The 22443-nt window shown below is 71.6% G+C and carries 23 protein-coding genes; 17 read left to right on the forward strand and 6 right to left on the reverse strand.

Features of this window, described 5'->3' with window-relative positions; all coding sequences use genetic code 11:
- Positions 1-15: 15 nt before the first annotated feature.
- The gene (locus tag IH26_RS0144365) at positions 16-768 is read right to left on the reverse strand and encodes an IclR family transcriptional regulator (RefSeq protein WP_030442326.1); all 753 of its coding nucleotides are present in this window, start codon (positions 766-768) and stop codon (positions 16-18) included.
- A gap of 75 nt (positions 769-843) precedes the next feature.
- Between IH26_RS0144365 and pcaH the strand changes: the two genes are divergently transcribed.
- Genes pcaH through pcaDC form a run of 4 tightly spaced genes read left to right on the forward strand, consistent with a single transcriptional unit; the run spans position 844 to position 4419 of the window.
- Positions 844-1590: a protocatechuate 3,4-dioxygenase subunit beta gene (gene pcaH / locus IH26_RS0144370; protein ID WP_030442327.1), complete on the forward strand. Its 747-nt coding sequence runs from the start codon at positions 844-846 to the stop codon at positions 1588-1590.
- Entirely contained in the window at positions 1587-2141 is a 555-nt protein-coding gene (gene pcaG, locus IH26_RS0144375; protein WP_030442328.1) for a protocatechuate 3,4-dioxygenase subunit alpha, read from the forward strand. The genes pcaH and pcaG overlap by 4 nt, the downstream gene beginning before the upstream one ends.
- Complete coding sequence (locus IH26_RS0144380) at positions 2138-3283, forward strand: lyase family protein (RefSeq protein WP_030442329.1); 1146 nt, start codon at positions 2138-2140, stop codon at positions 3281-3283. Before pcaG ends, IH26_RS0144380 begins: the two co-directional genes overlap by 4 nt.
- Positions 3277-4419 carry a bifunctional 3-oxoadipate enol-lactonase/4-carboxymuconolactone decarboxylase PcaDC gene (gene pcaDC / locus IH26_RS0144385; RefSeq protein ID WP_030442330.1) on the forward strand — a complete coding sequence of 381 codons (1143 nt, stop codon included), beginning with the start codon at positions 3277-3279 and terminating at the stop codon, positions 4417-4419. Before IH26_RS0144380 ends, pcaDC begins: the two co-directional genes overlap by 7 nt.
- Positions 4420-4675: 256 nt before the next feature.
- On the opposite strand, the gene IH26_RS56690 is transcribed toward pcaDC, so the two are convergent.
- Positions 4676-5254, reverse strand: a complete 579-nt coding sequence (locus IH26_RS56690; RefSeq protein WP_084599644.1) for a TetR/AcrR family transcriptional regulator — start codon at positions 5252-5254, stop codon at positions 4676-4678.
- Positions 5255-5336: 82 nt separating this feature from the next.
- On the opposite strand from IH26_RS56690, the gene IH26_RS64805 reads away from it, so the two are divergent.
- Positions 5337-5660, forward strand: a complete 324-nt coding sequence (locus IH26_RS64805) for a CocE/NonD family hydrolase C-terminal non-catalytic domain-containing protein (protein WP_084599646.1) — start codon at positions 5337-5339, stop codon at positions 5658-5660.
- Between the two features lie 131 nt (positions 5661-5791).
- Here the strand turns inward: IH26_RS64805 and IH26_RS0144400 are convergent, their stop codons facing one another.
- The 3 genes from IH26_RS0144400 to IH26_RS0144410 all read right to left on the reverse strand — a co-directional run bounded on the left by IH26_RS0144400 (position 5792) and on the right by IH26_RS0144410 (position 8835).
- A complete protein-coding gene (locus IH26_RS0144400; RefSeq protein ID WP_030442333.1) occupies positions 5792-6265 on the reverse strand; it encodes a MarR family winged helix-turn-helix transcriptional regulator in 474 nt (157 codons plus the stop codon).
- 333 nt (positions 6266-6598) lie between these two features.
- Positions 6599-7804, reverse strand: coding sequence for an MFS transporter (locus tag IH26_RS0144405; protein ID WP_030442334.1), 1206 nt, complete (start codon positions 7802-7804; stop codon positions 6599-6601).
- Positions 7805-7896: 92 nt separating this feature from the next.
- Positions 7897-8835: a LysR family transcriptional regulator gene (locus tag IH26_RS0144410; RefSeq protein WP_051809642.1), complete on the reverse strand. Its 939-nt coding sequence runs from the start codon at positions 8833-8835 to the stop codon at positions 7897-7899.
- Between the two features lie 117 nt (positions 8836-8952).
- Here IH26_RS0144410 and IH26_RS0144415 point away from each other — a divergent pair, with 117 nt between their 5' ends.
- The 12 genes from IH26_RS0144415 to IH26_RS0144475 all read left to right on the forward strand — a co-directional run bounded on the left by IH26_RS0144415 (position 8953) and on the right by IH26_RS0144475 (position 20614).
- Entirely contained in the window at positions 8953-10083 is a 1131-nt protein-coding gene (locus IH26_RS0144415) for an FAD-dependent monooxygenase (RefSeq protein WP_030442336.1), read from the forward strand.
- Positions 10084-10093: 10 nt separating this feature from the next.
- Positions 10094-11032 (forward strand): VOC family protein, encoded by a 939-nt coding sequence (locus IH26_RS0144420; RefSeq protein ID WP_030442337.1) that lies wholly within the window; start codon positions 10094-10096, stop codon positions 11030-11032.
- A complete protein-coding gene (locus tag IH26_RS0144425; RefSeq protein WP_030442338.1) occupies positions 11032-11931 on the forward strand; it encodes a fumarylacetoacetate hydrolase family protein in 900 nt (299 codons plus the stop codon). The genes IH26_RS0144420 and IH26_RS0144425 overlap by 1 nt, the downstream gene beginning before the upstream one ends.
- Entirely contained in the window at positions 11931-13076 is a 1146-nt protein-coding gene (locus IH26_RS0144430; RefSeq protein WP_030442339.1) for an alpha/beta hydrolase family protein, read from the forward strand. Before IH26_RS0144425 ends, IH26_RS0144430 begins: the two co-directional genes overlap by 1 nt.
- A gap of 85 nt (positions 13077-13161) precedes the next feature.
- Complete coding sequence (locus tag IH26_RS0144440; RefSeq protein WP_030442340.1) at positions 13162-14133, forward strand: cyclase family protein; 972 nt, start codon at positions 13162-13164, stop codon at positions 14131-14133.
- Positions 14134-14207: 74 nt separating this feature from the next.
- Entirely contained in the window at positions 14208-14825 is a 618-nt protein-coding gene (locus IH26_RS0144445; protein ID WP_084599649.1) for an RNA polymerase sigma factor, read from the forward strand.
- On the forward strand, positions 14822-15649 hold the full coding sequence (locus IH26_RS0144450) for a zf-HC2 domain-containing protein (protein WP_030442342.1): 828 nt from the start codon (positions 14822-14824) through the stop codon (positions 15647-15649). The genes IH26_RS0144445 and IH26_RS0144450 overlap by 4 nt, the downstream gene beginning before the upstream one ends.
- Positions 15646-16326 (forward strand): hypothetical protein, encoded by a 681-nt coding sequence (locus IH26_RS0144455; protein WP_030442343.1) that lies wholly within the window; start codon positions 15646-15648, stop codon positions 16324-16326. The genes IH26_RS0144450 and IH26_RS0144455 overlap by 4 nt, the downstream gene beginning before the upstream one ends.
- A complete protein-coding gene (locus tag IH26_RS0144460; protein ID WP_030442344.1) occupies positions 16323-17126 on the forward strand; it encodes a hypothetical protein in 804 nt (267 codons plus the stop codon). Before IH26_RS0144455 ends, IH26_RS0144460 begins: the two co-directional genes overlap by 4 nt.
- A 10-nt stretch (positions 17127-17136) precedes the next feature.
- Positions 17137-18003, forward strand: coding sequence for an ABC transporter ATP-binding protein (locus IH26_RS0144465; RefSeq protein ID WP_030442345.1), 867 nt, complete (start codon positions 17137-17139; stop codon positions 18001-18003).
- Between the two features lie 58 nt (positions 18004-18061).
- Positions 18062-18889 (forward strand): phosphatase PAP2 family protein, encoded by an 828-nt coding sequence (locus IH26_RS0144470; RefSeq protein WP_030442346.1) that lies wholly within the window; start codon positions 18062-18064, stop codon positions 18887-18889.
- A 21-nt stretch (positions 18890-18910) separates the two neighbouring features.
- Entirely contained in the window at positions 18911-20614 is a 1704-nt protein-coding gene (locus tag IH26_RS0144475) for a SulP family inorganic anion transporter (protein ID WP_030442347.1), read from the forward strand.
- On the opposite strand, the gene IH26_RS0144480 is transcribed toward IH26_RS0144475, so the two are convergent.
- A complete protein-coding gene (locus IH26_RS0144480; protein ID WP_030442348.1) occupies positions 20611-22197 on the reverse strand; it encodes an amidohydrolase in 1587 nt (528 codons plus the stop codon). The two genes, IH26_RS0144475 and IH26_RS0144480, sit on opposite strands and share 4 nt — an antisense overlap.
- Positions 22198-22443: the final 246 nt, after the last annotated feature.

A 22443-nucleotide genomic window follows, 5' to 3' on the forward strand; every position in this document is an offset into this window, starting at 1 on the left:
GTCAGCGGCAACCCCCTACTTCCACTGAGCGGAAGCCGAGTCGGTCAGCGTACGGGTGATGCCCTGCGCCGCCACCCGCAGCGCGGCGACCAGCCGGGCCTTGTCCCGCCGCAACTCCGGCACCACGATGCCGAGCGCGGCCACCACCTCGCCGCCGGGCCCGCGCACCGGCACGGCGACCGAGCAGGCGCCCAGGCTCATCTCCTCGCCCGTGGTCGCGTAGCCGTCGGCGCGGACCCGGCGGATCTGCTCCAGCAGCCGGGCCGGCTGGGTGATCGTGTACGCGGTGACCCGGGTCAGATTGCCCAGCACCTCGGCGAGCACCTGGTCCGGCCCGTACGCGAGCAGGACCTTCCCGACCCCGGTCGCGTGCATCGGCAGCCGCGAACCGATCTTGCTGACCACCGGCACCGAGACGTGCCCGGAGAGCCGGTCGATGTACAACGCCTCGGTGCCGTCGCGGACCGCCAGATGCACCGTGGCGAGCGTCGCCCCGTACAGGTCGTGCAGGAACGGCGACGCCGCCTGGCGCAGCCCGGCCTGCACCGGCGCGAGCAGCCCGAGGTCCCACAGCCGGCGCCCGATCACGTACTCGCCGGAGTCCAGCCGGGCCAGGGCGCCCCAGCGGTGCAACTCGCCGACCAGCCGGTGCGCGGTGGCGATCGGCATCCCGGCCCGCCGGGCGAGGTCGCTCAGCGTGAGGCTGCGATGGTCGGGGTCGAACGCGCCGAGCAGATTCAGGGCGCGCGAGGTGACGCTGGCGGACATGGTCGCCCTTCCGGGTTTCCGTTGAATGGAAGGCAAGTATCGCGCCCGGCGGCCGGGGCGAATAGCGTCGGTCCGGTGACGACCACCCAGGCGGACATCAGCCGTCAGATCGAGGCGGCCCAGGACGGCGTGCACGAGCACCAGCCGCGCCTGGACTACCCGGCCTATCGCAGCAGCATCCTGCGCCATCCCACCAAGGCGTTGCAGCCGGCCGACCCCGAGGGCGTCGAGCTGTGGGCGCCCTGCTTCGGGCACTCCGACGTGGCCGAGGCCGAGGCCGACCTGACCATCCAGCACGCGGGCGAGCCGCTCGGCTCGCGGATCACCGTGGGCGGCCGGGTGGTGGACGGCGACGGCCGCCCGGTGGCCCATCAGCTGGTGGAGATCTGGCAGGCGAACGCCTCCGGCCGGTACGCACACCTGCGCGACCAGCACCCGGCCCCGCTCGACCCGAACTTCACCGGGCAGGGACGCTGCCTGACCGACGCCGACGGGTGGTACAAGTTCACCACCATCCAGCCCGGGCCGTACCCGTGGCGCAACCACCTCAACGCGTGGCGGCCGGCGCACATCCACTTCTCGCTGTTCGGCACCGACTTCACCCAGCGCCTGGTGACCCAGATGTACTTCCCGGGCGACCCGCTCTTCCCACTCGACCCGATCTTCCAGTCGGTGACCGACCCGAAGGCGCGCGAGGCGCTGATCGCGACCTATGAGCACGACCTGACCAGCCCGGAGTTCAGCCTCGGTTACCGTTGGGACATCGTGCTCACCGGATCGCACCGCACCCCGCTGGACACCGACATCGAGGAGCCCTCATGAGCGCGGCGCCCGGACAGACCGTGGGGCCTTTCTTCCACATCGGACTGCCGTACGCGGGGGGCAACGAACTGGTTCCACCGGGCCGGGCGGGGGCGATCCGCCTGCACGGCCGGGTGCTCGACGGCGACGGCGTGCCGGTGCCGGACGCGATGGTCGAGATCTGGCAGGCCGATCCGGAGGGCAAGGTGTGCCGCGCGCCGGGATCGCTTCGGCGCGACGGGTGGACGTTCACCGGGTTCGGCCGGGCCGCAACCGATCCGGACGGGCACTACTGGTTCTCCACGCTCGAACCGGGCGCCACCCAGCCGGGCCGGCCGCCGTTCTTCGCGGTGACCGTTTTCGCGCGGGGGTTGCTCGACCGGCTGTTCACCCGGGCGTACCTGCCCGATCCTGCCGGGGCCGATCCGCTGCTGGACGCGATCGAATCCGATCGGCGCGGATCGGTGATCGCCACCCGGGACGAGCAGGGGCTGGTCTTCGACATCCACCTGCAGGGCCCGCGCGAGACGGTGTTCCTCAGCTTCCCGAAACACCGTGGCGTCTGGGCATGACCGACCTGCTCTGGCCGGGCGACGCCCGCGCCGGTGATCTCTTCACCGACGAGCGCGTCGTCGCGGCCATGATCTCGGTCGAGTCGGCTTGGCTGGCCGCGAGGGGATGTCCGGCTGCGTTGTCCGATATCGCGGATATATCCGGTCTATTCGCCGAGGGCGGGGGCAACCCCGTCATCCCGCTCGTCAAAATTCTTCGCGCGGAGAACTCCTCGGTCGCCGAGCACCTGCATACCGGGCTGACCAGCCAGGATGTCCTCGACACGGCCTTGGTGCTCTGCCTGCGATCGATAACGAACAAAACCATTCAAAACCTCGACCAGCAGGTGTACGCCCTGGCGAGTCTCGCCGACCGGCACCGCGGAACTCGGATGGCCGCGCGGACGCTCACGCAGCACGCGATTCCGACCACGTTCGGTCTCAAGGCGGCCAACTGGCTGAATGCGGTCCTGGACGCTCGCGAAGTGCTGTCCTCGTGCGCGGAGGTGCCGGTTCAGATCGGTGGCGCGGCCGGCACGCTCGCCGCTCCGGCCGCCGTGGCGGGCTCGCCCTCGGCCGCGCTCGACCTGGTCGCCGCCACGGCTCGCCTGCTCGGGCTGCCGGCCCGGCCCCCGTGGCACACGACGCGGGCGCCCTTCACCCGGGTCGCCGACGCCCTGGTCACCTGCACCGACGCCTGGGGAAAGATCGCCAACGACGTCCTGCTGGCGAGCCGGCCCGAGGTGGGCGAGCTGTCCGAACCGGTCGAGGAGGGCCGGGGCGGATCGTCGGCGATGCCGAACAAGCAGAACCCGGTCCTGTCCGTGCTGATCCGCCGGGCCGCCCTGGCCGCTCCGCCGCTGGCCGCGACCATGCATCTCGCCGCGGCCGAAGCGATCGACGAGCGCCCGGACGGGTCCTGGCACGTCGAGTGGGCCACGCTGCGCACGCTGTCCCGCCGGACGGTGGTGGCCGCCTCGCAGACCACCGAGCTGGTCTCGGGCCTGGTCGTCAACGCCGACCGAATGGCCACGACGCTCGCCGCCGCCTACCCAGGGATCGATGCGGAACGGCTCAAGACCGGCGGTGAACAGCCCTATCTGGGCGCGAACGACGAGCTGATCGATGCCGCTCTGGCCCGCGCGGAGGGAAAGCCATGCTGACCGCCACCACGCTCCGGGACGCCCCCGGCCGGCCGCTGTTGGTGCTCGGGCCCTCGCTGGGCACGTCGGTGGAGACGTTGTGGTCCCGCTGTGTCGCGCGGATCGGCGGCGACTACCACGTGGTCGGCTGGGACCTGCCCGGGCACGGCCGCAGCGCCCCGGCGCAGGCCGGCTTCGGGGTGCCGGGACTGGCCAAGAGCGTTCTCGAGCTGGTCGATCGGATTCGGCCGCGGGCGCCCTTCCGGTACGCCGGGGACTCGGTCGGCGGCGCGGTCGGGCTGCAACTGCTGCTCGATGCGCCCGACCGGGTGGAGGCGGCCGTGGTGCTCTGCACCGGCGCCAAGATCGGTGAGGCGACGGGGTGGCGGCAGCGGGCCGAGACCGTTCGGGCTGAGGGAACGCAGGCGGTGGTGGCGGGCTCGATCCAGCGGTGGTTCGCGCCCGGGTTCGCGGAGCGTGCACCCGGCGTGGCCGAGGACCTGCTCGGAGCGTTGCGGGCGGCCGATCCGGAGAGTTACGCGCTGGTGTGTGAGGCGCTGGCGACCTTCGACGTACGCGATCGGCTCCGGGAAATTGCCGCGCCCGTGCTGGCCGTCGCGGGCGCCGAGGACCTGCCTGCGCCGCCCGAGGGGCTCGCGCTGATCGCCGAGGGGGTGCGCAACGGGCGGCTCGTCGTGCTCGAGGGGGTGGCCCACCTGGCCCCGGCCGAGTCGCCGGCCGAGGTGGCGGCGCTGATCGACCTGCACTTCGCCGGCCGGCGGACGGCCGACGACGTGCGGGCCGCGGGCATGGCCGTGCGGCGGGCGGTGCTGGGCGACGAGCACGTGGACCGGGCGATCGCGGGGACGACGCCGTTCACCCGCGATTTTCAGGAGCTGATCACCGCGTACGCCTGGGGGGAGATCTGGACCCGCCCCGGCCTGGACCGCCGCAGCAGATCGATGATTACCCTGACCGCGCTGGTGGCCCTCGGCCACCAGGAGGAGCTGGCTATGCACGTGCGCGCGGCGCGGCGCAACGGGCTGACCGACGACGAGATCAAGGAAGTGCTGCTGCAGGCCGCGATCTATTGCGGCGTGCCGGCCGCGAACACCGCCTTCCGCATCGCCCAGCAGGTGCTCGACGACTTGGACTGACCCTGCCGTCGTCCGGCGCCGGGCCGTCGCGGCCGGGGGATCGCTGGCGATCGTCGGCGAGTCGGGATCGGGTAAGACCACTTGCGCGCGGATTGTGGCCGGGCTGGACCGGCCCCGCGCCCCGGCTGGCGCCCCACCCGAGCGGCGGACCGCGATGCATGACCCGCAGGCCTTCGCGCCGTCGGCATCGGCGGGTCGGTCGCTGGCGTATCGCGGCCCCGCACACCTGGCAGCCGTGCCCGGCCCGGCGCCCCGGTCACAGCTGGGCGAGGATGGTCTCCGCGGTCGTGCGGGCCAGACCGCCGTTCGCGATCGGGAGCTGGAGCTCGGCCATGGCCGAGTTGCCCAGCGCCAGGCACCACAGGCCGTACGCGGCCGAGCGCACCCGCGCGGCCGGGGCGTCCGGGTACTCGGCGGCGACCGCTTCCTCGATCGCCTCCACCGCACGCAGGTACTGGGTCTGCATGATCGATCGGATTCGCTCGTCGGTGATGCCGGCCGTGATCAGTTCGCGGATCACCGTGTCGTCGTCGCTGATCGGCAGGAAACCCGTGCCGTACAGGTAGTCGAGAACGATCGGGAGCTTCGCCGGCGGCTCGGCCTTGCGCACCGCGCCGATGAACTCCGCCTCGTAACCCGTGTACAGCCACGAGGCGAACCCGCGCAGCAGGTCGTCCCGGTTGCCCACGTAGTGCCGCACGTGGCTGCGGCTCAGCCCGGACTCCTCCGACACGCGCTCGAGGGTCGTCCCCGCGAGACCGTGTTTCCGCAGGCAGCGGCCGGTGGCGTGCATGATCTGCTCGGTTCGCTCGGCGGCCATGCTCGGACGTCCCATGCCGTCACACTAGTTGATTGTCACAGCGACGAAGAATTAGGTTTTCCGATGACCAGCAAACGATCCTCGATCCGGGTCGCTCATTCCGGTCACGCTCGGTCTCGGGCATGTCGCCTATCGCCTGCCGGCCGGGCACGCGCTGCGGCTGGCGGTCGCGAGCTCGGACGCGCCCGAGTTCGTCCCGGCGCCGGGGACCGGCGAGCACCGGTTGGCTCGCCGCCACGACCAAAACCAATCACCAGACGCTGCACCTGGACGCGTGCCGTCTGACGGCCTCGATCCTGGACCGCAACTCGATCGGGGAGCAGGTGATCGCCGCGCTGCACCGGGACCATGTGGCGCCGGCGGCGGCGCGGAAATCGAGGCGGCGGTGGGCGTGCTGCCCCCTGATCGACCCGAGCTCTGATCGACCCGAGCTCTGATCGACCCGAGCTCTGATCGACCCGAGTACCTGATCGGTCCGGGGCGGCGCCACCGGCGCGGGGCCGGGCTGATCACCCGGCGGTATTTCTCGGCGGCCGCCGCCCCCGACCGCCCTCAGCCCTCGCTCGCCGTGGTGGGGCGTTTCGGTTGGACCGACTCCTCGACGGCGTTCAGGAAGCGTTGCACCACCTTCAGATCGCGCTCGCTGAAGCCGTCCACGGCGGCGGCCACCTTGTCGACCAGCGGGTCGGTGAAGCCGTGGCCCAGTCCCTCGGCGCGGATGTCGACGAGGATGCGGACGCGCCGCTTGTCGTCCGCGTCGGGCAGGCGCTTGATGTAGCCGTTCCGTTCGAGGCGCTTGAGGAGTGAGGTGACGCCGGCCGAGTTCATCGGGAGCTTCTGGCTCAGCCAGCCGGGGGTCGCGTGCAGTCCCTGCCGCCCGGCGTCGATCAGCAGGGTCAGGGCGCGCAGGTCGGTGGGGTGGATGCTGTTGGAGGTCGCATACGCCCCGCCGAGCTGATCGAACCGGGACGCGATCCGGCGGAGTTGGAACACCAGATCAAGGTGGGAATCGGTCTTGTCGGTCACGCCGCCTCGTCTCCTCGCTGAGCAAGTATCTCGCCCCGCGAGTATCTCACTCAGCGAGTATCTCGCGTAGCTAGTATCTTGCCCCGCGAGTTTCTCGCGCGGCGAGTTTCTCGCGCGGCGAGTTTCTCGCGCGGCGAGTTTCTCGCGCGGCGAGTATCTCGCGCGGCGAGTATCTCGCGCGGCGAGTATCTCGCGCGGCGAGTATCTCGCGCGGCGAGTATCTCGCGCGGCGAGTATCTCGCGCCGCGAGTATCTCGCTCAACGAGACGACGGTGGAGCCGCTCAGCCGAGGCCGAAGCCGATGCCGATGCCGATGCCGAAGCCGAAGCCGACTCAGTCGGACGTGACGTTCAGGGGCGCCGACGACCGCGGCACCACCAGCGCCGCCAACACGGCCAACGCCGCCGACACCGCCCCCAGCACCCCCAATGCCGGCTGTAACCCACCTACCCCGCCCTTGAACGCCGCCACCAGCAGCGGCGACGCGAACTCCCCGACGAACAGGAACCCGGTGAACAACCCCGTCCCCCGACCCCGTTCCGCAAACCGCAGCCGGTTGGTCGTCCAGGTCAGCATCACCGGCAGCAGCAGCCCGGTGCCCGCCCCGGTCACCATCGCCCCGGCCGTCACCACCGTCACGTTCCCGGCCACGTACACGATCCCCAGCCCGACCGCCGCCAGCCCGAACGCCAGCGGGAGCAGAACGCGCGGCCGCTGCCGGGACAGCTTGGCGAACGAAGCCGACCCGGCCGCGGTGGCGACCGACATGGCCGCGCTGACCCCGCCGATCGCGGCGCTCGAGGACACGCCGAGGTCGTTGAGCACGAACGACAGCTGGACGATGAGCGCGTAGAAGACCGTACCGCCGACCAGCGTGAACAGGCACGGCACGAGCAGCTGCCGCCAGGGGATCGGCGGGAGCTTGGCCGGCCGGGGCCCGGAAAGCGGTTGCCACAGAAGGCGAGCCATCGGCGCCACGAGCACGAGCGCGATCAGGTAGACCCAGAACGGCGTACGCCACCCCGCATTGCCCAAGGCCCCGCCCAGCGCGAGAAATACGGTGGCCGCGAGGGTCGCCACGAGGGTTTGCAGGCCGAGGTAGCGGCTGCGCCGAGGCCCGGACCAGTAGTCGGCGATCAGTGTCGTGCAGCAGGTCATGATGGCCGCCTCGCAGAGGCCGACCACCGCCCGGCTCGCGATGATGGCGCCGAGCGAGTTCAGGTAGAGCGGCGCGGTGCCGGCCACCGCATACACCAGCAGGGCGACCAGCAGCAGCCGCTTGCGGTCGAGCGCGTCGATCACCACGCCGGCGAAGGGTGCGGTCAGGCCGATGATCAGGGCCGGGACGGTGAGCACGATCGGCACCAGCACGTCCACGCCGGACACGCCGGCGAAGTGGTCCTGCATCTTCGGCAGGACCGGTGCGATCAGCACGGCGCCGAGCACGGCCAGGCAGCTGCCGGCCAGCAGCAGGGCGAGCTGGGCCGGCCCGGCCTGCCGCTGCGGTGGTGTCTCGACACGGGAGTCCAGCTGTGACATGACGGGGTGGCCCTTCGACGATGGAGACGCAGGTCACACCGGACTATCCGGGGACGGGCCGCCATCAGGGAAGAGCGATCAGCCAATAGTCGTCATAACTGCGGGTTATGGCCGGTCAGCACCCCGGCGGCCTCGGCCAGGACACCCCGCAGCCAGATGTGGGCCGGATCGTTCGAGTAGATCGGGTGCCACCAGAACGCCTCGGCGAGCGGCGCCACTTCGAAAGGACAGGGCAGCACGCGTACGCCCGCAGGTATCGCCAACAACGCGGCCAGACGCTTGTGCAGCAGCGCGACCCGCCGCGTGCCCGCGACCAGAAACGGCATCGGCAGGAACCCGTCGGTGACCACCTCGACGCGCGGCTCCACGCCGAGCACCTTCAGCTGCTGGGTGGCCAGCGCGAACGCGGTTCGCCGGTGATAGAGCACCACCCAGGGCAGCGCGGCCAGCAATTCCACAGTCAGTGCCGACCCGACCAGGACGTTGTCGGCGGAGACGATGCAGACCCACTCGTCCTCGTAGAGATCGAGGAACGGGATGTCGGTGAGGAACCCGTGCGGCAGCAGCAGCCCGTCCGCGTTCCGCAGCGTCTCGTGCGCCTGATCGACCGTGTGCGGCGTGGTCTGCTGCAACCGCAGCCGTACGCCCGGCGCCGCCGCGGCCAGCCGGCGGGCGATCAGCGGGCCGAGCACGGTGGCCGCGTAGTCCGACGTGATGATCGTGAACTCGCGCTCGACCTGGGACGGGTCGAAGTCCGGCGTCACGTCGAAGACCCGCCGCACGCCGGCGAGGGCCGGCTCGGTGAGCGCCAGCAGCCGCGCGGCGAGCGGCGTGAGCTGGTAGCGGTTGCCGGACCGGGTCAGCAGCGGGTCGCCGAAGTGCCGCCGCAGCCGGGCCAGGCCGGCGCTCACCGCCGGCTGGCTCACCCCGAGCGCCTCGGCGGTGCGCGTCACGTTCCGCTCCCGGAGCAGCGCGTCGAGGGTGACCAGCAGGTTCAGGTCGAGATTCGCGAGCATCCGGTCGACGGCCACGGCGGCAGTATAAACACGGCTGATGGCGTACATCACCAGTTGGCTCTTTCCTGATGACGCCCGGCTGCCGGACAGTGGTCGCAGTCACACCTGGAGGCAACAGAGGGGAAATCGCTAGTGCCCGCCGTTCGTAACGTTCTGGTGGTCGGCGGCGGCGCCGCCGGTGCCGCCGCCGCGATCCTGCTTGCCGAGGGAGGCGTCTCGGTCGAGCTCATCGACATCAAGCCGGACATCTCCGCGCTCGGCTCCGGCATCACCCTCCAGGGCAACGCCTTGCGCGTTCTGCGTGAACTCGGCGTCTGGGAGCAGATCAAGGAGCAGGGGTACGCGTTCGACACGCTCGGCCTGCGCGCGCCCGACCCGCACGGCTCGCTGATCGTGGAGATGGACGACATCCGGACCGGCGGCCCCGACCTGCCCGCCACGCTCGGCATGTACCGGCCGGCGCTCGCGAAGATCATGCTGGAGCGGGCCGCCGCGGTCGGCGTGAAGATCCGGTTCGGCACCACGTACACCTCGCTCGACCAGGACGAGGACGGCGTGGCGGTCACCTTCGCCGACGGCTCGGCCGGCCGCTACGACCTGGTCGTCGGCGCCGACGGCATCCGCTCGTGGACCCGCCGCATGCTCGGCATCAACCTGGAGACGGCCAGCACCGGGATGGGCATCTGGCGGGCGTTCACCGCGCGGCCGGCGAGCGTCACGCGCACGGACCTCTACTACGGCGGCCCCAGTTACATCGCCGGTTACTGCCCGACCGGCGAGGACACCCTTTACGCGTACGTGGTGGAGCAGGCCCAGGACCGCAGCACGTTGTCCCCGCAACAATCCCTCGACGTGATGCGCACGCTGTCCGAGGCGTACCACGGTCCCTGGGACGACATCCGCGCGATGCTGACCGACCCGTCCCGGGTGAACTACACCTGGTTCGAGAGTCACGTGCTCGACGCGCCCTGGCACCGCGGCCGGGTGGTGCTGATCGGCGACGCCGCGCACGCCTGCCCGCCCACCCTCGCGCAGGGCGCCGCGCAGGCCCTCGAGGACGCGTCGGTGCTGGCCGAGTTGCTGCTGGCCCGCGACGCGCTCGACGACGACCTGTGGCAGGCCTTCACCGACCGCCGCTTCGATCGCGCGAAAACGGTGGTCGAGGCCTCCCTGCAGCTCTGCCGCTGGCTGCTCGACCACGAACGCGGCGACCTGCCCGGCCTGATGGGCCGGATCTCCCACCTCCTGACGCGGCCGGCTTAAGGATTCGCCCATGAACGAGCGTCTGATCACCCATTTGCGCCACGTCGATCTGGCGGTGCCGGATTACGACAAGCAATTCGAGTTCTACACGACGATGTGGGGTCTGGAACCGACCGTCATCGACGACGGCATAGCCTTCCTGGCCGCGGCGGGAAGTCCGGAGCAATATTCCGTACGCCTTCGTCGGGCCGCCGAGAAGCGACTCGACCTCATCGCGTTCGGTGCGGCGACGCCCGCCGATGTGGACGCCCTGGCTTCCCGGCTGGGCGCCGACGGCGTACAGCTCGTCGCCGAGCCGGGCAAAATGCAAACCCCCGGCGGCGGCTACGGTTTCCGGTTCTTCGACAACGACGGGCGTACGGTCGAAGTCTCCACCGACGTCGAAGTGCGTCCGCACCGCAGGGTCGAGGCCGGCGAATCGGTGCCGGTGAAGCTGTCCCACGTGGTCATCAACGCGCCCGACCCCGAGGCGACCGTCGCGTTCTACACCAAACACCTGCAGTTCGCGCTCTCGGACACGCTCATGCACCCGCGCATGGGCGAGATGATGTGGTTCCTGCGGACCAACGTGTTCCACCACAGCCTCGCCGTGGCCCGCGGCCCGCACGTCGCCCTGCACCACGCGTCGTTCGAGATGCGCGGCATCGACGAATACATGCGCGGCACCGGCCGGCTGCTGCGCGCGGGCGTGGAAAAGGTGTGGGGGCCGGGGCGGCACATGGCCGGGAACAACACCTTCAGCTACTTCCTCGACCCGCACGGGAACACCATCGAATACACCACCGAGCTGGAGCACCTGGACGAGGACACCTGGCATCCGCACCTCTACGACTTCTCCGACCCCTCGGTGGCCGACCAGTGGGGCACCGCGAACCCGATGACCGAGTTCGTGGCCCGGCAGTCGTTCAACGACCCCGACCGCGGCGTCTTCGTCGCCCCGCCGGTCTGATGCGGCTCGTCACCTACGCGCACGCCGGGTCGACAAGGGCCGGCGTGGTACGCGACGACACGGTGCAGCCGTTCGCGGAGCCGCTTTCCCTGCGGGAGATCGTCGAGCGCGGGACCGAGGGCCTGGACCTGCTGCCCGGCGTGCCGCTGGCGGAGGTGCGCTTGCGGCCGCCGTTGCGGCCGGCCTCGTTCCGCGATTTCGTGGCGTTCGAGCGGCACGTCGAGGGCATCAGAAAGGCGGTCGACGGTCGCGGCGGGGTGCCGGAGGCGTGGTACGACGCGCCCACGTTCTATTTCACCAACCCGCACACGCTGCTCGGGCCGGACGAGGACGTGCCCTTTCCGGCCGCCTCGGTGGCCCGCGATTTCGAGCTGGAAGTGGCGGCCGTGGTCGGGCCGGGCGACACGATTTTCGGGTACACCATCTTCAACGACTGGTCGGCCCGCGATCTGCAGAGCCGGGAGATGCAGGTCGGCCTGGGCCCGGCCAAGGGCAAGGACTTCGCCGGCAGCCTCGGCCCGTGGCTGGTGACCGCCGACGAACTCGACCCGTACAAGGACGCCGACGGTTTTCTGGAATTGATGTGCGTGGCCGAGGTCAACGGCGTCGAGGTGGGCCGGGATCTGTTGTCGCACATGGGCTGGACGTTCGAGACGATGCTCGCCTACGCGGCCCGCGACAGCCGGGTCGTCCCCGGCGACGTGCTCGGCTCCGGAACGGTCGGGAACGGCGGCTGCCTCGCCGAACTGTGGGGCCGCTCGGGCAGGCAGGAACCGCCCCCCTTGCGCGACGGCGACGTGGTGACGCTGACCGTCCAGGGCCTCGGCAGCCTCACCAACCGGATCGTCTCCGCCCCGCCCGCCCCGCCGATTCCGCCGTTCCGAAAGGTGAATGCGTGATGTTCGAGTACTTCCCCGGCAACTACGTCTGGAACCTCAGCGTGGTCGCCGCGCTCAACAGCGGCGGGCTGATCGACGAGGTCGACCGGGCCTGCCGGCCGGTCCGCGAGCTCGCGGCGCAAGGCTCGGACGCCGGCACCCGCGAGCTGATGGCCGCCTGGACCGCGGTCGTCGACGACCTGGAGGCCCAGGCGGTCGAGGCCGAGCGGGCCGGGCACACCCGGGCGGCCGGGCAGGCGTACCTCCGGGCCACCAACTACCTCACCCAGGCCGAGCGGATGCAGCGCGCGCACGCCCCCGGCCGCCGCGAGATCTACCAGCGCTGCCTGGACCTCATGCAGAAGACCTTCGACCTGATCGATCCCGGGACCGTACGGGTGGCCATCCCGTTCGAGGGCACCACGCTGCCGGCCTACTTCACCCCGGCCGGCCCGGGGGCCCCCTGCATGATCATGTTCAACGGGCTGGACTCCACCAAGGAGCACATGTACGTCTCCGGGTTCCCGCAGGAGCTGCGGGCCCGCGGGATCGCCACGCTGATGGTCGACTGCCCGGGCAGCGGCGAGGCGCTGCGCTTCGGCGGCCTCACCGCCCGGGTGGAGACCGAGGACTGGGCCGCCGCGTGCGTCGACTACCTGCTGGCGAGCGGGGACGTCGACCCGGCCCGGATCGGGCTGGCCGGCTGGTCGCTGGGCGGGTACTACGCGCCGCGGGCCGCCGCCTTCGAGAAGCGGCTCGCGCTCTGCGTGGCCTGGGGCGCCAACCACAACTGGGGCGAGGTGCAGCTGCGCCGCCTCGAACGCGAGGGCGAGAACCCGGTGCCGCACTACTGGGACCACGTGATGTGGGTCTGGGGCGCGCCCGACCTGGACACCTTCATCAAGAAGGCCACCGACGTCCACCTGGACGGGGTGGTCGAGCGGATCACCGTGCCGTTCCTGGTCGTGCACGGCGAGAACGACCGGCAGATCCCGCTCCGGTACGCCCACCGGTCGTACGAGCAGGCCACCGCCAGCCCGCGCCGGGAACTGCGGATCTTCACGCCGGCCGAGGGCGGCGCCGAGCACATCGGCCTCGACCACCTGCCACACGTGAGCGTCTACATCGCCGACTGGATCGCGGACGTTTTCGGGACGAACGCATGACCGCCTGCACCGAGCGGCACCTCCATGAGTTGTGCGCCCAGGCCGCAGGCGAGGGCCAGAAGGGCATGCCTAAGGAGGGCACAGCGTGAGCGCCCTCGACCGCACCGACCCGGAAGGCGCCATCGCCGCCGCCGCGAAACGCAACTCCAATTGGGGGCGGTGGGGACCGGACGACGTACGGGGAACCATGAACTTCCTGACCGACGAGAAGCGCAGGGCAGCCGGAGCGCTGATCCGGCGGGGTCTGTCGTTCTCCCTGGCGCAGTCGTTCGACATGGACGGGCCGCAGAAGGGCTGGCGGCGCCGCACCAACCCGGTGCACACCATGCTCGACACCGGCACCGACGCGGCGGCCGGCAACCAGGGCTTCCCGCACGGCATCGGCGGCGCCGACGACGTGATCGCGATGCCGCTGCAGTGCTCGACCCAGTGGGACGGCCTCGGCCACATCTTCGACCACGGGTTCTCCTGGAACGGCCGGCTCGCCGCCGAGACGGTGACCAGCCTAGGCGACAACACCACCGGCATCGAGACGGTCGCCGGGGTGATCGCCGGCCGGGGCGTGCTGCTCGACGTGGGCCGGGCCTTCGGTACCGGCGGCGAGCTGCCGGACGGGTTCGCGATCACCCGGGCGCACCTGGAGGAGACCGTCGAGCGGCAGGGCGCCACCTCGGCGGTCGGCCGCGGCGACATCGTGGTCGTCCGCACCGGACAGCTGAGCCGGTGCCGGCGCGAGGGCTGGGGCGACTACGCGGGCGGGCCGGCACCGGGCCTGTCGTTCACCACGGCGGACTGGCTGCACGACACCGAGATCGCCGCGATCGCCACCGACACCTGGGGCTTCGAGGTGCGGCCGAACGAGTTCGACGACGCCTTCCAGCCGCTGCACCAGGTGGCCATCCCACACATCGGGCTCTTCCTCGGCGAGATGTGGGACCCGGACGCCCTGGCCGTCCACTGCGCCGCCGCCAACGTGTACGACTTCTGGCTCACCGCCGCGCCGCTGCCGATCACCGGGGCGGTCGGCTCTCCGATCAACCCGATCGCCGTCACCTGACCCGGGTCGCCGGCCGTGTGCCTTTTCCGCGGTTCGGTGAACCCGGACGCCGGTGCGGCGCTACGTCATTGACGATGGAAGCTGTGACGGGTGCGGCCGGGCGGTCCTGGCGATGGGTGGCGACCGGGCGGGGCTCGGCCGAGCCCGCCGGCGAGGCCACCGACGCGGCCGTCCTCGCCGCGATCGCGGCGGGTGACGGCGGCGCGCTGAGCGAGCTCTACCGGCGGCACGCTCGTGCGCTGTTCGGCTATCTGCTGCGGGTCTGCGGCGACCGGATGACGGCCGAGGAGATCCTGCAGGACACGTTGCTGGCGGTCTGGCGCGGCGCGGACACCTTCGAGGCGCGTTCGAGCGTGCGGACGTGGCTGTTCGCGGTGGCCCGGCGTCAGGCGTATCAGCGGCTGCGGCTGCAACCGGCGCCGGTGCCGGTCGAGCCGGCCGAGGTGGCGGACGCCGCGCCGGGTCCGGACGAGTTGGCGGTGCTGGCCTCGGGCGGCACCGCGGTCGCCGGCGCCATCGCCCGGCTGGCCGCCCACCATCGCGACGTGATCGGGCTGGCGATGGTCGCCGGCCTGCCGCTGGCCGAGGTCGCGGAGATCATCGGGGTGCCGGTCGGCACCGTGAAGAGCCGCCTGTTCCACGGCCGGGCGGCCTTGGCCCGGATGTTGGCGGAGGAGGGCCGGCGGGCATGAACGAGTTCCTTGCCGAGTACGCCGCGGGCACCCTGCCGCCGCCACGGGCGGACGAGGTGCGCCGTCATCTGAGTGGTTGCGCCGAGTGCCGAGCCGATCTCGCGGCGTGGCGCGCACTGGCCGGACCCGGCGAACCGGTCGCGCCGCCCGGACCGCGGATCGTGGCGGCGGCGCTGGTGCGGGGGCTGTCACCGATACCGGCCACGGGCCCGCGGTGGCGGTTGCCGCTGGCCCTGGCCCGCGCCCAGCTGCGCATCATCCCGGCGCTGATCTGGGTGGCCTCGGCGCTCGCGCTCGCGGTCGGCGTCCTTGTCGTCCGGCACGACCCGCACCTGTTCGCCCTGGTCACCCCGCTGGTCGCGGCGATGGGCATCGCCGGTGTGGCGGGAACCGAGCACGACCCGGCGGTGGAGATCACGGCCGCCACGCCGACGCCGCCCCGGCTGGTCCTCCTGACGCGGGTCACTCTGGTCCTCGGCTTCGACGTGGCGCTGAGCCTGGCCGGGTCGGCGCTGCTCGGCACCCTCGGCGCCGGCCTCGGCGACTGGCTCGGCCCGGCCGCGCTGCTCTCCGCCCTCTCCCTGCTCGGGGCCGTCACGGTCGGCGCCGAGGCGGCGGCGGTCGTGGTGGCCGTGTCGTGGACCCTGCGGCTGGCCTGGTCGGACTGGTTCGACCAGCGCTGGGCCTGGCTGATCCCGATCCGGGCGCTGTGGGACACCAACGCCGAGACGCTGGGCGGCGCGCTGCTGCTCGCGGCTCTCGCGGTTTTTCTCGCCGGCCATCGTGAACCGCGGCGCGTCCGGCGCGCTACTCCGCTGACATGACAGGTTCGCTCTTGCGGTACGAGGTGCGCCGCGCGGGCCGGCCGGTGCTCCTGGCGCCGCCGCTCGCGGCGGCGGCGGTGGGCACGGTCGCCCTCCTCGGCGTGCGGTCCGGCGACGACCAGCGGGCGGCGTACGCGTTCTTCTGCGTCCTCGAGATGGCCATCCCGCTCGCGGTGGGGATCGGCACCGGTTCCCTGGTCGGACGCGACCCGGCACTCGAGCTTCAGCTGACGCTGCCCACCCGCTACCGCACCACGCTGCTGCGCCGCACGGCGGTGGCCGTCGGCATGGGCGCGCTGGTCGCGTCCGTGGTCTCCGAGCTGCTCGTGGCGACCGGTTGGTGGCAGCGCTGGCCGCGGGCGACGGGCGGCTGGCCGGGCCAGCTCACCTGGCTCGCCCCGACCCTCGCGCTCGCCGCTGTCGGGCTGCTGGCCGCCGCGCTGCTGCGCGCGCCGGCGGCGGCCGCGGCCGTGGTGGCGGGTCTGTGGCTGTTCGAGCAGGTGGCGCCCGACTGGGTGCCCTCGCCGCTGCTTCTGTTCGCGACCACCCGGCCGTTCACCGGCGATTGGACGGTCAATCGGATCGTGCTTTTGGCCAGTGCGGCGGTGCTGCTGGCCGCGGCGTGGCCGTTGCTGGGCCGGGCGCAGTGGCTGCTCGCCGGGGAGCGATCGGAATGACCGCCTTCCTGGCCGCCACCCGGTACGAGCTGCGCATGCAACTGCGCCGCCCGGCGTTGTGGGTCACGTACGCGCTGCTGCTGGTGGTGCTGGCCGCGTTCAGCGGGCTGCTGTCGATCTGGCACGAGACCGATCCGAAGATCGCGATGGTGCGGACCGCGATCTCGGAGGAGATCCCGCTGCCCGTCGGGTTCGCGTTCCTTCTCGCCGACCGGATGGTCCGCGACGTCCGGCTCGACGTCGCCGACCTGCTCGACGCCGCGCCGGCGAGCGGGCTCGGCCGGCTGCTCGGCAAGTACACCGGGAGCGGCCTCGCCACGGCGGCGCCGATCGCCGCCATCTACTTCGGATACGCGATCAGCTACGCCGTGGCGCATCGCAGTGCCGCCGCGCTGGTCTGGGCGCCGGCCGTCTTCGCCACCGTGCTGGCGCCGGGTCTGGCCGTCGCCGGCGCCCTGGCGGTCTGCCTCCCCTCGGTCGTGCCGCCGCCGGTGTTCCGGACCCTCTTCGTGGGCTTCTGGGTGTGGAGCAGCTGGCTGATCCCGGCGACCGCGGTGCCCACGCTGGCCCAGACGGTGCTGTCGCCCACCAACGGCTACCCGCTCGAGGTGTTCTTCGGCTACCACGGCAGTCACGGCGGCACCGACCTGTGGGCCGGCCCGGCCCCCGGTGCCACGCTCAACGCCCTCCGTCCGGCACCGGAGGTGGCGACCGCCGGGCTGTCCATGGCGCTCCTGCTCGCCTCGGCCGCCGCCGTCCTCGCCCTCACCCACGTGCTCCGCACTCGCCCGGCCCGATAGGAGAGACCCGATGCGCATCGAGATCAGCCAGCTCAGCAAGGCGTACCGGGGTAGCGTGCGGGCCCTCGACCGGCTGGACCTGACCATCCCCACCGGCATGTACGGCCTCTTGGGCGCCAACGGCGCGGGCAAGACCACGCTGATGCGGATCCTGGCCGGTCTGCTCAAGCCCACCGGCGGCAGCGTTCGGGTAGGCGGTCACGACATCGCCACCGGCGCCGGCCGTCTCGCGGTGCAGCGGGCCCTCGGCTACCTGCCCCAGGATCTGGGCGTCTACCCGGAACTGTCGGCCCGCGAGTTCCTCGACTACGTGGCGCTGCTCAAGGGCCTCGACGCACGACCGGCCCGCCGTCGCCGGGTGGGCGAGGTACTGGAGATCACCGGGCTGTCCGGCGAGGCCGACCGCAAGCTCAGGACGTACTCGGGCGGCATGCGCCGCCGCGTCGGCATCGCCCAAGCGCTGCTGGCCGACCCGCGGCTGCTCATCGTCGACGAGCCGACCGCCGGACTGGACCCCGAGGAACGCATCCGGTTCCGGACCCTGCTCGCCCGTCTGGCCGGGCGGCGTACCGTGCTGCTGAGCACCCACATCGTCGAGGACATCGCCCAGACCTGCCGCGACGTCGCCGTCCTGGCCAAGGGCCGCCTCGTGTTCGAAGGCACCGTGACCGATCTGACCGCGCGGGCCGAGGGCCGGGTCTGGACGCTGACCACCGCCGATCCGCCACCGACCGGCGGCCTGGTCGTCTCGGCGCTGCCGGACGGCGCGGGGATGCGTTACCGGGTGGTCGCGGGCACGACCCCGCCGGCGGGGGCCCAGCCCGCCACCCCCACCCTCGAGGACGGATACCTGGCGCTGAGCTCCGCCCGAGAGTGAGGTGACTCTCACCGGTTAAAGATTGCTCATTGGGCAAGATCCGGCAGAAGCTTGACCGATGAGGGGGAAGCGGGCGGCACGGGAGATCCTGTTCGTGGCGGCGCTGTTCCTGGCGTACAAACTCGGCCGGGTTTTGGTCGAAGGACACGTCGGGGCGGCACTCACCAACGCGCAGGACGTCTGGAACTTCGAGCGGCTGGTGCACCTGCCGAGCGAGGCGGGGCTGCAAGCGACGCTGCTCGGGCACACCTGGTGGGTCCGCGTGGCCAACTGCTTCTACGCGTACGTGCATTTCCCGGCCACCGCCGCCGCCCTGATCTGGCTGTACCGCAAACGGCCGGAGATCTACCTGTGGTTCCGCCGGACCCTCGCCTCCCTCACCGCGCTCGCCCTGATCATCCACGCGCTGTTCCCGCTCGCCCCGCCGCGCATGCTGACCGCGGCCGGGATGGTCGACACCGGGCATCTCTACGGGCCGTCGGTCTACGGGTCGCCGTCGACCGACACGCTGAGCAACCAGTACGCGGCCATGCCGTCGCTGCACGTGGGCTGGGCCCTCGCGGTGGCGGTCGCGCTGATCGTGGCGACCCGCTCCCGGTGGCGCTGGCTGTGGCTGGCCCACCCGGCGCTGACGCTGCTGGTTGTGGTGGTCACCGGCAACCACTACTGGCTGGACGCGATCGCGGCGGCGGTGCTGGTCGCGCTGGTGCTGGCGGTGGTCACGCCGCTGTCCCGGCCGGTCCGGGCGTACGACATCCCGTCCGTGCCGTCGTTCGCCGGTCTCGGGGTGTTCCGGCCGGAGCTTCCGGAACAGCGGCGCGACGAGCCGGCGCTTCCGGCGTACGCCCGGAAAAACCCACCCGGCGGGGGTGGGTCGCTCGGCTGAAGCAGAGCGTAGTTTTCGCCTGTGATCGACATTCGCGGGTGGGTGCCGGGCGTCCGGACGGTGACCACCTACCGGGCCGCCTGGCTGCCCCGCGACCTGGTCGCCGGCGTCGTGCTGACCACCCTGCTGGTCCCGCAGGGCATGGCGTACGCCGAACTCGCGGGCCTGCCGGCGATCACCGGCCTGTACACCTCGATCCTCTGCCTGCTGGCCTACGCGGTCTTCGGCCCGTCCCGGATCCTCGTCCTCGGGCCGGACTCCTCGCTCGGGCCGATGATCGCCACGGTGATCGTCGCGGGGCTCGGCGCGGGAGCCGGCCCGGGCGAGACGATCGCGCTCGCCGCCACCCTGAGCCTGCTGGTCGGGGTGCTGCTCGTGCTGGCCGGTGTGGCGAAGCTCGGTTTCCTGGCGGACCTGCTGTCGCACCCCACCCAGCTCGGCTATCTCAACGGCCTCGCGCTGACCATCCTGATCGGTCAGCTGCCGAAACTGTTCGGCTTCCCGGTCGACGCAGACGGGCTGATCGCCGAGGCGAAGGGCTTCGCCGAGGGCGTCGCCGCCGGTAGGACCGTGCCGGCCGCGCTGGTGATCGGCGTTTTCGGGCTGGCCGTGATCCTGGCGCTGCGGACCTGGCTGCCGAGGGTGCCGGGCGTGCTGATCGCGGTCGTGCTCTCGATCGCGGCCGTCGCGGCGTTCGGCCTCCAGGAGCGCGGCGTCGACCTGGTCGGGGCGCTGCCGCAAGGGTTCCCGCCGTTCGAGGTGCCGCACTTCTCCCTCGGCCAGCTGAGCGTTCTCGCCGGGGGAGCGCTCGGGATCACCCTGGTGTCGCTGACCGACACGATCTCCACGGCGTCCGCGTTCGCCGCCCGTACCGGCCAGGAGGTGCGCGGCAACCAGGAGATGGTGGGCATCGGCGCGGCCAACATCGCGGCCTCGTTCTTCCAGGGGTTCCCGGTCAGCACCAGCGGGTCGCGCACCGCGGTGGCCGAGCAGTCGGGCGCCCGCACCCAGGTCACCGGGGTGGTTGGGGCGGTGGCGATCAGCCTGATGCTGCTGTTCGCGCCCGGGCTGCTGCGCGACCTGCCGCAGCCGACCCTGGCGGCCGTGGTGATCGCGGCGGCGGTGTCGCTGGCCGACCTTCCGGGCCTGGTGCGGCTCTGGAAACGCCGGCGGATGGAGTTCGGCCTCGGCATCGCCGCGTTCCTCGGGGTGGCGATCCTCGGCGTGCTGCCCGGCATCGCGGTCGCGGTCGGCCTGTCGGTGCTGAACGTGTTCCGGCGGGTGTGGTGGCCGTACCAGGCGGTGCTCGGGCGGGCCGACGGGGTGAGCGGCTACCACGACGTCAGCGTCCACCCGGCCGCGCGGCGGCTGCCCGGCCTGCTGATCTTCCGGTTCGACGCGCCGCTGATCTTCGCCAACGTCCGCACGTTCCGCGACCGGATCCGCGGCTTCATGGCCGCCGACCCCGCCCTCAAGTGGATCATCGTGGCCGCCGAGCCGATCACCGACGTCGACACCACGGCCGCGGACACCCTGGAGGAGCTCGACGAGGAGCTGAACGCGCGCGGGATCAGCCTCGTCTTCGCCGAGATGAAGAGCCCGGTCCAGCAGAAGATCGACCGGTACCAGCTGACCCGGACGATCGACCCGGCGCACTTCTTCCCGACGGTCGAGGAGGCGGTGGCCGCCTACCGCCGGGAGACCGGCGCGAAGTGGGTTTTTTAGACCAGCCGTCCGTCGACGAACGTCAACTCGACGCGGGCGTCGCCGATCTCGAGCGGCGGGGCGGCGAAGACGTCCCGGTCCAGGACGATCAGGTCGGCGCGGAAACCCGGGCGGATGCTGCCGGTGTCGTCGAGGCGATTGACGTACGCCGATCCCGAGGTGTACGCGGTCAACGCCGTACGCAGGTCAAGCTTTTGATCGGGAAGGAAGCTCTCGCGGTCGTCACCGTGATGGACCCGGTTGACCGCCACGTGGATGCCCTGCAGCGGGTCGGGGGTGCTGACCGGCCAGTCGCTGCCGCCGGCCAGCCGGGCGCCGGACCGATGCAGGTCGCCGAACGGGTACTGCCGGGCGGCCAGCGCCGGGTCCAGGAACGGGATGGTGAGGTCGTCCATCTGCGGCTCGTGGGCGGCCCAGTAGGGCTGGAGGTTGGCGGTCGCCCCGAGTTGCTTGAAGCGCGGGATGTCATCGGGGTGAACCACCTGGAGGTGGGCCAGATGCGGGCGGGTGTCGCCGTTCACGGCCTCGAGCGCGTTCAGGGCGTCGCGGACCGCTCGATCGCCGAGGGCATGGAAGTGGGGCTGGAAGCCGTTTTCGCTCAGCGCCGTCACATAGGCCGGGAGCCGCTCCGGGTCGATGAACGACAAGCCCCGATTTTTCGTGATGTGGCCGCACGAATCGCGGTAGGGCTCGGTCATCGCGGCGGTGAAGTTCTCGGCGATGCCGTCCAGCATCAGCTTCACCGAGTCGCAGCGGAGGCGGCCGACGGTGAGCCGGGCGCGCTTCTCGATCAGCTCGGGGATCTGCCCGGCGTCGCGGTCCCGGTCCCACCAGAGAGCGCCGACCACGGTCGCGGTGAGTTTCCCGGTGGTGGCGGCGGTGAGGTAGGCGTCGGAGATGTCGTCGTAGCCGTTGGTGGCGCAGACCATCGCGTCCTGCCAGGCGGTGATGCCCAGCCCGTGCAGGAGGCGCTGGGCCCGGAGCAGGCCCTCGAGGCGGGTCTCGGGGGTGGTCCGCGGGACCGTCACGAGATCCATCGCGCCCTCCTGGAGGGCGCCGATCGGGGTGCCGTCGGGGCGGCGGTCGATCCGGCCGTTCGCCGGGTCGGGGGTGTCGGCGGTGATGCCGGCCAGGTCGAGGGCGCGGCCGTTCACCCAGGCGGCGTGGTGGTCCCGGTTGATCAGGTAGACCGGGCGGTCGGGGACCACGCGGTCGAGGAGATCGGTGGTGGGTACGCCGCCCTCGAAGCTCTCCATCGACCAGCCGCCGCCGACGATCCACTCCTCGTCGGGGTGGTCCGCGGCGTAGGTGGTGATGCGGCGCAGGTATTCGGCCAGGTCGACCGTGCCGGTGAGGTCGCACAGGCCCAGCTCCACGCCGCCCATGACGGCGTGGATGTGGGCGTCCTGGAAGCCGGGGAGGAGCAGCCGGCCCTGGAGATCAACCGGTTGCGTTTGCGGGCCGATCAGCTCGGTCACGTCGCCTACACCGACAATGCGGCCATTCCGGACGGCGACCGGGTCGTGGTGCCGGGTCCCGTCGGTGAAGACCGGGCCGCCGTGGAAGACGAGGTCGGCTCTCATGGGGGGCAGCTTAGTGGGAGCGGGGGCCCCGATTTGGCGGTCGCGGAAGCACCCTGTAATGTTCTACGAGCCGCCAGGGAGACGGGCGAAACGGCCGTCCTGGGGTAACCTCGCAAGATTCACACAGTGAGCAGCCGTGTGCTCTTCGCGGTTGTTCTTTGAGAACTCAACAGGGTGCTTGTAAAGCCAGTGCCAATTTGTATTTTCCCTGGCCGGTTTGGTCCGGCTTGGATTCCTTTGGCAACT

This window comes from Actinoplanes subtropicus (assembly GCF_000721705.1).
Lineage (GTDB): Bacteria > Actinomycetota > Actinomycetes > Mycobacteriales > Micromonosporaceae > Actinoplanes > Actinoplanes subtropicus.

Bases quoted from the DNA above. Each gene is read 5' to 3' on its own strand.
- IH26_RS0144380 (WP_030442329.1), top strand. From the start codon at position 2,138: ATGACCGACCTGCTCTGGCCGGGCGACGCCCGCGCCGGTGATCTCTTC.
- IH26_RS0144425 (WP_030442338.1), top strand. From the start codon at position 11,032: ATGCGGCTCGTCACCTACGCGCACGCCGGGTCGACAAGGGCCGGCGTG.
- IH26_RS0144460 (WP_030442344.1), top strand. From the start codon at position 16,323: ATGACCGCCTTCCTGGCCGCCACCCGGTACGAGCTGCGCATGCAACTG.
- IH26_RS0144455 (WP_030442343.1), top strand. From the start codon at position 15,646: ATGACAGGTTCGCTCTTGCGGTACGAGGTGCGCCGCGCGGGCCGGCCG.
- IH26_RS0144470 (WP_030442346.1), top strand. From the start codon at position 18,062: ATGAGGGGGAAGCGGGCGGCACGGGAGATCCTGTTCGTGGCGGCGCTG.
- IH26_RS56690 (WP_084599644.1), bottom strand. From the start codon at position 5,254: ATGGGACGTCCGAGCATGGCCGCCGAGCGAACCGAGCAGATCATGCAC.
- IH26_RS0144430 (WP_030442339.1), top strand. From the start codon at position 11,931: ATGTTCGAGTACTTCCCCGGCAACTACGTCTGGAACCTCAGCGTGGTC.
- IH26_RS0144405 (WP_030442334.1), bottom strand. From the start codon at position 7,804: ATGTCACAGCTGGACTCCCGTGTCGAGACACCACCGCAGCGGCAGGCC.
- IH26_RS0144480 (WP_030442348.1), bottom strand. From the start codon at position 22,197: ATGAGAGCCGACCTCGTCTTCCACGGCGGCCCGGTCTTCACCGACGGG.
- pcaDC (WP_030442330.1), top strand. From the start codon at position 3,277: ATGCTGACCGCCACCACGCTCCGGGACGCCCCCGGCCGGCCGCTGTTG.
- IH26_RS0144445 (WP_084599649.1), top strand. From the start codon at position 14,208: ATGGAAGCTGTGACGGGTGCGGCCGGGCGGTCCTGGCGATGGGTGGCG.
- IH26_RS0144465 (WP_030442345.1), top strand. From the start codon at position 17,137: ATGCGCATCGAGATCAGCCAGCTCAGCAAGGCGTACCGGGGTAGCGTG.
- IH26_RS0144365 (WP_030442326.1), bottom strand. From the start codon at position 768: ATGTCCGCCAGCGTCACCTCGCGCGCCCTGAATCTGCTCGGCGCGTTC.
- IH26_RS0144450 (WP_030442342.1), top strand. From the start codon at position 14,822: ATGAACGAGTTCCTTGCCGAGTACGCCGCGGGCACCCTGCCGCCGCCA.
- pcaG (WP_030442328.1), top strand. From the start codon at position 1,587: ATGAGCGCGGCGCCCGGACAGACCGTGGGGCCTTTCTTCCACATCGGA.
- IH26_RS0144420 (WP_030442337.1), top strand. From the start codon at position 10,094: ATGAACGAGCGTCTGATCACCCATTTGCGCCACGTCGATCTGGCGGTG.